Source organism: Falsihalocynthiibacter sp. BN13B15, from assembly GCF_041205415.1.
Lineage (GTDB): Bacteria > Pseudomonadota > Alphaproteobacteria > Rhodobacterales > Rhodobacteraceae > Falsihalocynthiibacter > Falsihalocynthiibacter arcticus.
The window spans coordinates 1-10,295 of record NZ_JBGFCE010000033.1; the positions used below are offsets into that span (position 1 = coordinate 1).

A 10,295-nucleotide genomic window follows, 5' to 3' on the forward strand; every position below is an offset into this window, starting at 1 on the left:
CTTTCGACTCCGTTGTTTGAAGGCATCGAGGAAGAGATGACGGATGAGGAAACGGCGATTTCTCAGTCGACCCCAAGTGCACAGATGGTTAGCGGCTAATCACGCCTAAGAGCAGATCAGCGGGGCTTCTCCCCTTGGACATCATTCAGAGTATCGATTCATCGAACACCTTCGGGGCCCCCATGCCCTCGAATCCGTTTCCAGCTGGAGTTGTGGCCAATTGGATCAGACGTCATGCGCAGTTAGCTGCGATTGCTTTTGTCGTGCTATTAAACACGCAATCTGTAACCGCACTCGAACAGGTTTCCAGTTTCGGCAAGAACCCGGGCAATCTATTGATGTATTTGCATCGGCCCTCTGGTCTCAAGGAAGGCTTGCCTTTGGTCGTGGCCCTCCATGGCTGCGCACAGACCCCGGCTGATTTTGACGATGAGACAGGACTTGTGGCGCTGGCAGAAGAGTTTCCATTCCTACTTTTGCTGCCTGAACAACGCGCAGAAAATATGTCTCGGCGATGTTTCCGTTGGTACGATACGAATGACAATCGACCGGGGATTGGGGAAAGCGCGTCGATCCTGGAGATGGTTGATGCTGCCATAGAGGCAGAAGGCGTAGATCCCAACCGCGTTTTTGTTATGGGCCATTCCGCCGGTGGAGCCATGGCAGCTGTAATGTTGGCGAACTATCCGAACCGCTTTGCTGGTGGCGCAATTTTCGCCGGTCTGCCGGTCGGCTGCAATCGACCGGCAGGCGCTTTCGATTTGTTTTGGAGTTCACTTCAAGTTAAATTCATTGCTCCCGACGGTGCAGACGCAAGTTATGCTTGCGGGATCGGAGGTTTCGATCTGACGGATCGCGATGGCGATGAGTGGGCTGGCTATGTGACTGAGGGCACAGATGCAGTACCTGAAAATTGGCCACTGTTGTCGCTTTGGCAAGGCACCGCCGATGCGATCGTTCACCCCAACAACCTTCGCGAACTGACGGAGCAGTGGACAGCAGTTCAGGAAATCGACCTTGTCGCGGATGAACGAGAGGTTATTGGCAGTGCTATTCGCGAAGTCTATCGCGACAACGCCGGAATGCCGCGCATCGAAACTTGGTCGCTCGATGGCTTTGGACATGCCGTACCAATCGATGCAGATGGCAACCCGGAAGTCTGTGGACTAGAGGCCGAGTACGTCGTGAATGCGAACTTATGCGCCATTCGGCGCGTCGCAGATTTCTGGCAGCTCCGGTGAAGGGACTGCGGGAAACGGTTCTGATCTCATACGGCGAAGGCAACCCGCGCCGACACAGTTTCTTGGCCGGTTTGTTGTCGGGGTTACCAATAAAACAGTATCTGTGACAGTGAACTTTAACCCTGCGTCGCCAAGGAATGACGACCACTGTTCTGTTTGATGCGCAGGTAAACTTCTGCGCCGATGAGATAAGGCAGAAAGAACGCCACGCTTTGTACCAGATCAAACCCTCCTGTGAATTGGGGGTTGGACCATAGACCGTCAGTGGCCACATACCAAAGGCCATAGTGGACACGGTAGAACCAAGAACCCAAAGCCAGCCAGAAAAAACGCAGTGCCCAAGCGTTGTGATCCGCGAAGCGCCTTGCCCGTGCGTAGCGGATTGTTTGCACGGCTGTCAGCAGAACCAGTACCCCGTAAAGTGAAAAACCGATATTCATGGGCATCCCACCGATTGTGCCCCTCAGTGGAATGTAGACGAGCCCACCTATTGCAGTAACAATCGCAGCTAGAATGATCAGCCGCCCCGACCAGCGGTGCAGCGCGGGCAAACGCTGCCGCAATGACGGGATCAATTGGAGCGGCACCAGCACCGTGATAGCCGCTCCAGCGGTCATATGGTTAAAAATAGATAGATTGGCGATAGTGTTATCGGACCGTATATAGTGCGGCTCGGGCAGCGCATCCCGCAGACCGCCCAGTGCAAAGTTTATGGCGTATATCGCAAAGGGAAGCGTTAGCAGTACCAAAAGTACAAGCAAACATGTTTGGAGAACGTTTTTCATAAGCGACATTAAATAGCGTGTGAAAAGTTTAAGCAACTTTATGAGAATGGACTTCGTTAACAGAGCAACGGGAGGACGGAGTGGCAAATCAGCATTTTGGGCTCTTGGCGGACTTTAGCTGCTTTTGCACAACTTGTGATATACGGCTCTGTCAACGTCGGGTTGTCGCTGTGGGAGGGTATGGCGGATCGGAGGATCTCTCATGCAAACGCTACACTTACCTGCCATCCGCGCGCTTCGGCCCGCTTGGAACAAGGGTCGCATCGTCGGTCAGAAGCTCCCGCTGAAACCAAAACATGTTTGGGCCATCCGTGTCAGGCTGGAACTGGCTGAAAACCATCGTGATCTTGCCTTGTTCAACTTGGCCATCGATAGCAAGCTGCGCGGCTGTGATCTTGTCCGGATGAAAGTCGTGAATGTAATGGCATCGGCGCAGATCAAGGCGCGGGCGTCCGTTCTGCAAAGCAAAACCCAAAAACCGGTTCGGTTTGAGATTTCGGAGGGCACCCGGGCATCGGTCGCGAAGTGGATGGAGGATCCGCTGATGGTCGGGTCAGAATTTCTCTGGCCAGGGCGTTTCCAAGAGCGCCTTCACATCTCGACACGCCAATATGCTCGGATTGTGCGCGGTTGGATTTCGTCCATTGGGTTGGAAGTCACTGCTTACGGGACTCACTCCATGCGCCGAACCAAAGTGACGCAGATCTACAAGAAGACCGGCAACCTTCGCGCTGTTCAGTTACTGTTGGGACACACGAAGATGGATAGCACCGTCCGATACCTTGGCGTGGAGCTGGAAGATGCCTTGGCAATTGCTGAAGCCATTGAAATATAAGCCCTTGGGCCGTTCAACGCGAACGGCCCAAAGCCGCCGTTCGTGCACTGCGCAGCTAACGGCGGGTCTGAGCCCAAATTGCAAGGTTTCTGTAGTGCAGCGAATGACTTCTTAGGAAAGGCCAAGAGCGTTCGAGATAGTGCTTGCTTTGAACTAAGGTTCATACGTTAAGTGTCTATTGGTCAGCTAAGGAGATAGACATGACCGATACCTCGACTGTTATTGCCTGCAACTTAACGGAACCAGTTCTTCGGAACCGAAAGGAAATATTGTGCAGCAAGTTGTCGCCCTTTTTGACCGAAGCGAATTACGCTGCTGGCATCTCACGGCTTATCTTTTCAAAGCCGAACGTCACCCGGAAAATGCTCGAGGATTTGATTTTGTTAGAGGGAGAGTGTTGCCCGTTCTTCAGTTTCGACTTCTCAGAAACCAGCTCTCATTTTCAGTTGAATGTCACTGGCCCCGAGGGCAGCGAGGACATGGTGCGCGACTTCTTATCAGTGAACACTGATAAGGCCTGTGGGTGCGCGGGCGCGGACAAGCCGTCCTCTTCCAGGGCGAAGAAACATGTATTCGGCTTCATCACCCTATGTGCTGTCGGATGTGCGGTTCCGCCAACCCTTGCCGCACTAGGTTTTATCGGGGCGGTGACCGGTGCCTATATTGGCATGTGGGTCGAGGTCGTTGCGGTCTTCGCAATCCTGTCGGGGGGCGGATTTATTTTTGCGCAATATGTGAAAAAGAAGCAACGAGAGGTTTCTTCGTGAGAATATCAGACGTCGCTGAAAGAGTGGGAATTCCGGTTTCGACGATCCGTTTTTACGAAAAACGGGACGTCATTCGCGAACCAAGCCGTCATGGGCGAAATCGTTGCTATTCTGAAGAAGACGTTCGTGCGATTCAGTTTGTCCGCGATGCGCAATCGCTCGGTCTACAGCTTCGTGAAATATCTGCTCTCGTTCAGAACACTTGGAGCAAAGGTGAAATGGCAAAAGCTGCCGCTGCGCATCGTAAGACCGTCAAAGCGCAAATCGAAGCGCTTCAAAGGGTCGACAAGGCTCTTAGCGCACTTGAGGAATGTCCCTGCACCAGCTTAGTTGATTGCAACCTGTCATCCAGCGATTGTAGTCGCTATGATTGAAGCCATCGGCTTTGTGGCTGTTTGCACAATGGTAGCCTGCTACGCACTGGAAGACAGGTCATCTGTTTTCACCTTGGTGTTTTCAGGAGCTTGTGCAGTCGCAGCACTATATGCCTTTTTGATCGGGTCTTACCCTTTCATGATAGCCGAGGGCATTTGGGCCGTCATCGCGGTTAGAAAATGGACCTATTGCGTTGATCGAAGTACGCAAGGATCGCATTAAGCCGACCTTTGCAGGCATGGCTTGTAAGTCTGCTTTGTCCTGTGTGGATGTATATGGACCCCGCCTTTTTGCAACGCCTTAGTTAGAGCTGGATAGGTTTCACGGTTGCTGACGTATATCCGGCTTCTGAATGCGGCCCGAAGTATCGTCGCCGCGAGCCCCGATGGATTTCCGCTCGCTTCTTCCTCATTGGCTCCAAGGCATCGGCTTTCGCCTTGCCGGTCCACACATCAGGTTTAAGAAGCTTCGGAACGTGTCGTCTTGAGCCTCCCCCTTTGAAGTGGTCCGCCCTTATAGTTAGGAAACGGAGGACCATAAATGGCCATAAAGAGACCCAAGCCCGAAGAGATTGTTGTGGAGTTGCGGCAGGTTGAAGTTCTGATGGGGCAAGGCATGCCCCGAATTGACGCAATCAGACAGATCAGTGTGACTGAGCAAACTTATTACCGCTGGAAGAAGAAGTATGGCGGAATGGGCACAGAACAACTCAAGGAACTGAAACGGCTACAGAAAGAGAATGAACGCCTTCGCCGCGCAGTCTCGGACCTGACGCTGGACAAGCTGATCCTAAAGGAGGCCGCATCGGGAAACTTCTGAGCCCTTCGCGCCGCCGCGCCTGCATTGATCTCGTGCGCAGTCAGATGAAGATTTCTGAGCGTCGCGTATGTCGCGTCTTGGGCCAACATAGATCCACACAGCGTCGTTTTCCACGAGGGCGTGCTGACGAAGAACGCTTGATTGCAGACATGATTGAGCTGACCCGCCAATACGGCCGATATGGCTACCGCCGGGTTGCAGCCTTGTTGAGAGACGCTGGCTGGCAGGTGAATGACAAACGTGTTGAGCGTTTGTGGCGACGTGAGGGGCTTAAAGTGCCTATGAAACAACCAAAGAAGGGGCGTATCTGGCTGAATGGCGGATCATGCGTCCGTTTGCGCCCCGAGTATCGCGACCATGTTTGGTCATACGATTTTGTTCATCACCGGACAGAGGATGGCCGGGCCTTCAGAACACTGAACATCCTAGACGAGTATAGCCGAGAATGCTTGGCAATCCGAGTGAAACGAAAGCTGAATTCTAATGAGGTCATCGATGCATTGACCGACTTGTTCATTTTGCGTGGCGTCCCAGCCTATATTAGATCGGACAACGGCCCCGAATTCATCGCAGAGGCGCTCAGAGATTGGATTAAAGCTGTCGGCGCTAAGACGGCCTATATTGAACCGGGGTCACCTTGGGAAAACGGCTACTGCGAAAGCTTTAACGGCCGAATGCGAGACGAATTGCTAAACGGAGAAATATTCTACTCACTACGCGAAGCCCAAATAATCATCGAACGATGGAGGAAACACTACAACACCAAACCCCTCTCGTCGATACGACGTATCGACTGCCGGGCAATGGACCACACAGTGCTTTGGGCTATCGCCCACCTGCGCCCGAAGCCATCATTCAGATGGACCAAAGACCAGTCATGCACTAACTTTCAAATTGGACCACTCAAGTGGGGCCGCTCAGGAAGCTGATGAAGTCGCGCAATGAACACCTTCGCTTCAAGCGCAGCGAATGATCGCATTTCGCCCTTTTCATCCGCGACACAAACGGCCCAAACCTGCCGCTCAGAACATTTTCAAATGCTGCGGTGCAGTCCACCGAAGCGGACATTGACACGTTGCCGCAGCATTATTAGGTCGCTAGGTCTGCTAAGCGGACAAACCCGCCTGATGCGGCTGCAGTGCAGTTCGAGAATTATCGAGCATGCTTTCGCAATCTGCTAAAATTGGACAGCCACGTCGGCATTCACCTCCTTCAACGATTATTAGTCTGCCTAATGTCCTTCCAAACTGAAGAATACAGGAAAACGGTCACCTTCTTCGGTGAGCAGAAAGACAAAGCTGTTTTTCCGCAGGAAAATGTCGCAGCGGTGCCTTTCATTTTGGAAGAAGTCGATACAGACCCTACCATCTTTCCGGATATCAAATACTCCGAAAAGAGTGATCGATTTAGCTTCGTCAGTAAAGCTGTAGGTACCATTTTCGCTGTAATTTGACCGTCCGAGGCCTGGAAACGTTAGCAGTCCTGCTGATGTGAGTTCCCTAACGTCATTATAGCCCAATACTTCCCCGTATTTTTCTGGGTTCTTGTCTTGGGCTGCACTGTTTGTCGCCAATAGCACCAGATTCATCGCAAACAGAAAGCCGAACAATAAGGATATAAATTTTCTTAACTTCAGCAATGTGCATCTCCTTCTGCTGGATGTCTAACGCAAACTACGGGTAGCTTGGAACGCTCATCCCATGCTTCAGAAATGATTACTTTTTTCAAGTCAGCCATTCAAACGTTTTTATGTCCACGCCAAGCGGATGCTGGTCGGTTACAGGTCCTGATCGGAGAGGGCTGCTCTGGGCTTATTTTGTTGAAAAACTCCGATTTCGGGCGTTCGGGTCAAATTTGACAGAACTGTATTCTGGTTCTCTCAAATTTTTTCAATATTTCTTGGTATATCCTCACCAACGAAGAACAGCTTTCTGATTTTTAAAAATTTGCAGACGCAGCAAAGAGTTTTTCAACAGAATCGGCTCTTAGCCGACTTTCGCTGCGTTTGCATCTATTGGCAGCCACGGCTTTGACGTGAACGGCCCAACGCCGACATTTATGCTTTGCTCTAGGGAGGTCCGCTTTGAGTTCAATGTGACTTCAGATTGCAAAATCGGGGTTGGGCTGGCACAGTGATTTTGACCAACAGCGATCTTAGTCAAGCCGCCAGTTAAAGGATCTCTTCATGCCGTACCCAGAGTTTATTACCGCGTTTCCCAGCATTGATGTGCCTTTCCCCGAGGATGTCGTACAGACAGCCGTTGTGAAATCCGAATCTGGCCTCGTGGCCTTTTTCACTTTCCTCAAGGATATGGAACTTCCCTTACATTCGCATGGGGCGCAATGGGGCACTGTCGTCGAAGGTGAAATCGAATTCACCATCGGTGGAGAGAGCAAGCGTTACGGAGCCGGTGATAGCTATTCTATTCCTGCGGGCGTTGAGCATGGGGCGATGATCAAAGCCGGAACTCGAGTTATCGACGTTTTTGAAGAAGCAGATCGATACGCAATAAAGGACTAACGAACAGCGTTTTTCGGGCAGCAGATATTTGGATTAAACTGTGGTCGCGTTCAAGGATAGAAAGGTCTCCTGTTCGACAGCGAGGCGTAATAAATGTAGGATAAACTTGAATGAAAAGAACAAACTTAGGTGAGAATGGCCCTGAAATTTCACAATTCGGAATAGGGGCCATGTCCTTCGCTGGCATCTATGGTGGCGCGACAATGGAAGAAAGTCACGCCGTTTTAAACACGTGTCGAACTGCTGGGGTGACCCATATAGATACTGCGAATGTCTATGGTAAAGGCCGCTCAGAAGAGATCATAGGGGATTGGTTTGCAAAGAACCCAGCCGCGAGAGAAGACATGGTTCTCGCCACAAAAGCAGGGATTACGGGAGAAGCGACACATCGCTTCAATAACGACTTGGCCTATTTGGAGACTTCTCTGGACGCAAGCCTCCAGCGCCTCGGCGTTGGTCATGTCGATATGTTTTATGTCCATCGTTTCGACCGCACGTATAGTCCCGAGGAGGTCGCTGGGACCCTGAAATGTCTAATCGAGAGCGGCAAGACGAGGGCCGTTGGGCTGTCTGAGATTGCACCAAGCACCCTTCGGCGCGCCTTCACCGAATGCCCTATTTCCGCAGTTCAGTCAGAGTATTCGCTGTCAACCCGCGCACCTGAGTTGGGGCTGTCTCAGGCCTGCGCCGAATTAGGGACGACGCTCGTTGCATTTTCACCTGTTGGTCGCGCGTTCCTCACGGATGCGCCATTTTCCTATGAGCATGCCCAATCCATGGCCTTTACCAAGAACAATCCGCGCTTCATGGAGCCAAATTACAGCGCAAATATCGCAGCAACCGATAAGTTGCGGGCGCTCGCTGATGACATGGGCGAGCCCGCCGCAGCGCTCGCCATCGCTTGGATTATTGCGCAGGGCAAACATGTGTTGCCGATTCCGGGCACCAAAAATACGGCACACCTTGCAGAACTCATTCGCGGTGCCGAGATCGACCTGAGCGCCGAGGACCTCGGGCGCATTGAAGCTGCTCTTCCTGTTGGCTGGGCCCATGGTGATCGATACACATCGGAACAATGGGAGGGGCCAGAAAGATACAGCTGATTGCTCTCGTGCGCTGCTACTCAAGGTCGCATTCTTTGCTTTGTCCACCTGTGCGAAACAGAACGTGGGTCTTTGCATTGATACCGGTCGCGCCTCCATCAAAAACGATTTAAATACGCAGACGGCATGATCAAAATCATATCTACGACAAGGTATCGATGCCATAGCTATCCACGATTAGGAACATGGAAGGGTTGAAATGAAAAAGAGTTTTCGTAGTAAAACGCTGGTCGGACTTGTATTGGCCTTTATCTTAACTGTCGGGTCTATCGTCTTTTTTAACGGGAGTGTTCTCGCACAGATGTCGGGGCACATGCACGGTGCGGACGGCACAGGGCACGACGAGGTAATAATGCCGGGGTTGAGGGGAACAAATGCTTCACCGGAGGAAAGCGCGGAATTGGCGGTCATGTTCCGCAATTTCGAAACTATAAGCCGTGAAGTCACCGTCCTACCAAACGGCATTCGAACGGTTACCCGTTCCTCAGACGAGGATGTCATGGCGGAATTAATTAGCCATGTGACGGGGATGATTAACCGAGTGGAAGAAGGTGACGATCCGGAGATTATCATTCAAAGTCGAACACTCGATATACTATTCGCGCGCGGTGATCGTATCCAAACCGAGATTGAAGTCACCGACACAGGAATTGTAGTGATCCAGACCTCGGACGACACCGAGGTAGTAGAGGCACTGCACGTCCATGCCGCTGAAGTCTCGGATATGGCTGATCGCGGAATGCAGGCCGTCCATGAGATGATGATGCGGAACTAAAGGAACTGAAGCACTACACATTTAAATGTTGTGATGGATAGCTCGCAAAGCTGACCTTAGTTCGGTGCGTAGCGAAAGTTCGATCTCCGCCCTTAGTGACGAATGCTGCGTTTGCATAAAAATTCCGAGACAACTCTTAGTGCAGTTGTCGCGAACGGCCCTTAGCTGCAGTTGGACCATCGGGAATTCTGGCCTACCGTCTTCCCCCAAAGCGGACGTGGGCACCACCGACCGACACGCAGGCTATTTTGATCTTAGCTTGAAGTAAGCAACGAAAGAGATTGCTAAGCATTGAGAACTTCTCAAGGATAGGAAAGGCATGGGGACATCTTGGAATCGCAACATGACTTTTTACAAACCACATAAATCCCTTCAGAAGCCGTTTACTGTATTGGGTTCCGAGGAACGTGATATTGGGGCTTGGCGAATACGCCTCAGTAAACCTGATCGATTGGACGCGGACCGGCACTGTCTGCTGCGGGTCAGCCATTTGGGGAAGTCAGGATACTTCATCGGCCTTGGTCACCAGGATGGTGATGGCGTCGCTAAAATGGATTTTGATGTGAGGGAACATTTAGGCATAGGCTCCAAAGAAAGCAAATCAGTTCTGAAGATCGAGATCATCACTGGCTGGCGAAGCATCTATTGGTATCTGCGGCATCGAGACCCACATGTTTATGTACCTGCTTATGTTGGGCTGTGGTCTCTCGCTCTCGGTTTCGTCGGTATTATAATGGGCGTTTTTTCGATGTTTGGTGCGTGATTTCGATGAGGGATACCCACGACACCGGCGACCCAAAGCCGCCGCTCGAGCTACCTACGTGATGCTGCGGCGCAGCCCGTCAGAGCGGTCATTGGCGCAGGCGCGACGAGCGGCGGGAGTGTCTGTTTCAGGCAAAAGTTGCATCTAATCGCCACGAACAATGCGAAAACGATCAATTGGCTGCGCTGTACTGTTGTTTTGCACTGAGAGCTGACCCGGTAGCCCCATAAATTTTCACTGAGAGTTGACCCATGTAAACACACTACCCTGACGGATTTGGTCAGGGAGATATGGAGTGATCGACATGGGAT

At 51.7% G+C, this 10,295-nt stretch carries 10 protein-coding genes and 1 pseudogene; 9 read left to right on the forward strand and 2 right to left on the reverse strand.

Features of this window, described 5'->3' with window-relative positions; all coding sequences use genetic code 11:
• The first annotated feature begins 182 nt into the window (after window positions 1–182).
• On the forward strand, window positions 183–1,241 hold the full coding sequence (locus AB9F26_RS21655) for a PHB depolymerase family esterase (RefSeq protein WP_369769066.1): 1,059 nt from the start codon (window positions 183–185) through the stop codon (window positions 1,239–1,241).
• A 116-nt stretch (window positions 1,242–1,357) separates the two neighbouring features.
• Here AB9F26_RS21655 and AB9F26_RS21660 read toward each other — a convergent pair whose 3' ends face one another.
• Window positions 1,358–2,026, reverse strand: a complete 669-nt coding sequence (locus AB9F26_RS21660) for a DUF2306 domain-containing protein (protein WP_369769067.1) — start codon at window positions 2,024–2,026, stop codon at window positions 1,358–1,360.
• 202 nt (window positions 2,027–2,228) lie between these two features.
• On the opposite strand from AB9F26_RS21660, the gene AB9F26_RS21665 reads away from it, so the two are divergent.
• From AB9F26_RS21665 to AB9F26_RS21680, 4 genes and pseudogenes are all read left to right on the forward strand, one after another.
• On the forward strand, window positions 2,229–2,861 hold the full coding sequence (locus AB9F26_RS21665) for a tyrosine-type recombinase/integrase (RefSeq protein WP_335585097.1): 633 nt from the start codon (window positions 2,229–2,231) through the stop codon (window positions 2,859–2,861).
• A gap of 200 nt (window positions 2,862–3,061) precedes the next feature.
• Window positions 3,062–3,628: a hypothetical protein gene (locus AB9F26_RS21670; RefSeq protein WP_369769068.1), complete on the forward strand. Its 567-nt coding sequence runs from the start codon at window positions 3,062–3,064 to the stop codon at window positions 3,626–3,628.
• Entirely contained in the window at window positions 3,625–4,002 is a 378-nt protein-coding gene (locus AB9F26_RS21675; protein WP_369769069.1) for a MerR family transcriptional regulator, read from the forward strand. Before AB9F26_RS21670 ends, AB9F26_RS21675 begins: the two co-directional genes overlap by 4 nt.
• A 541-nt stretch (window positions 4,003–4,543) precedes the next feature.
• Window positions 4,544–5,708 (forward strand): annotated as a pseudogene (locus tag AB9F26_RS21680) (IS3 family transposase).
• A 345-nt stretch (window positions 5,709–6,053) separates the two neighbouring features.
• Here the strand turns inward: AB9F26_RS21680 and AB9F26_RS21685 are convergent.
• On the reverse strand, window positions 6,054–6,461 hold the full coding sequence (locus tag AB9F26_RS21685) for a hypothetical protein (protein WP_369769070.1): 408 nt from the start codon (window positions 6,459–6,461) through the stop codon (window positions 6,054–6,056).
• 546 nt (window positions 6,462–7,007) lie between these two features.
• On the opposite strand from AB9F26_RS21685, the gene AB9F26_RS21690 reads away from it, so the two are divergent.
• The 4 genes from AB9F26_RS21690 to AB9F26_RS21705 all read left to right on the forward strand — a co-directional run bounded on the left by AB9F26_RS21690 (window position 7,008) and on the right by AB9F26_RS21705 (window position 9,984).
• Window positions 7,008–7,343, forward strand: a complete 336-nt coding sequence (locus tag AB9F26_RS21690) for a cupin domain-containing protein (protein WP_335586117.1) — start codon at window positions 7,008–7,010, stop codon at window positions 7,341–7,343.
• 110 nt (window positions 7,344–7,453) lie between these two features.
• The gene (locus AB9F26_RS21695; RefSeq protein WP_335586118.1) at window positions 7,454–8,446 is read left to right on the forward strand and encodes an aldo/keto reductase; all 993 of its coding nucleotides are present in this window, start codon (window positions 7,454–7,456) and stop codon (window positions 8,444–8,446) included.
• Window positions 8,447–8,645: 199 nt separating this feature from the next.
• Window positions 8,646–9,221 carry a hypothetical protein gene (locus AB9F26_RS21700; RefSeq protein WP_369758016.1) on the forward strand — a complete coding sequence of 192 codons (576 nt, stop codon included), beginning with the start codon at window positions 8,646–8,648 and terminating at the stop codon, window positions 9,219–9,221.
• Between the two features lie 343 nt (window positions 9,222–9,564).
• Window positions 9,565–9,984, forward strand: coding sequence for a hypothetical protein (locus AB9F26_RS21705; RefSeq protein ID WP_369769071.1), 420 nt, complete (start codon window positions 9,565–9,567; stop codon window positions 9,982–9,984).
• The last annotated feature ends 311 nt before the right edge of the window (window positions 9,985–10,295 follow it).

What these genes read in the sequence shown, in the direction of transcription:
- AB9F26_RS21655 (WP_369769066.1), top strand. Translation starts at nt 183, where the DNA reads ATGCCCTCGAATCCGTTTCCAGCTGGAGTTGTGGCCAATTGGATCAGA.
- AB9F26_RS21660 (WP_369769067.1), bottom strand. Translation starts at nt 2,026, where the DNA reads ATGAAAAACGTTCTCCAAACATGTTTGCTTGTACTTTTGGTACTGCTA.
- AB9F26_RS21665 (WP_335585097.1), top strand. Translation starts at nt 2,229, where the DNA reads ATGCAAACGCTACACTTACCTGCCATCCGCGCGCTTCGGCCCGCTTGG.
- AB9F26_RS21670 (WP_369769068.1), top strand. Translation starts at nt 3,062, where the DNA reads ATGACCGATACCTCGACTGTTATTGCCTGCAACTTAACGGAACCAGTT.
- AB9F26_RS21690 (WP_335586117.1), top strand. Translation starts at nt 7,008, where the DNA reads ATGCCGTACCCAGAGTTTATTACCGCGTTTCCCAGCATTGATGTGCCT.
- AB9F26_RS21695 (WP_335586118.1), top strand. Translation starts at nt 7,454, where the DNA reads ATGAAAAGAACAAACTTAGGTGAGAATGGCCCTGAAATTTCACAATTC.
- AB9F26_RS21700 (WP_369758016.1), top strand. Translation starts at nt 8,646, where the DNA reads ATGAAAAAGAGTTTTCGTAGTAAAACGCTGGTCGGACTTGTATTGGCC.
- AB9F26_RS21705 (WP_369769071.1), top strand. Translation starts at nt 9,565, where the DNA reads ATGACTTTTTACAAACCACATAAATCCCTTCAGAAGCCGTTTACTGTA.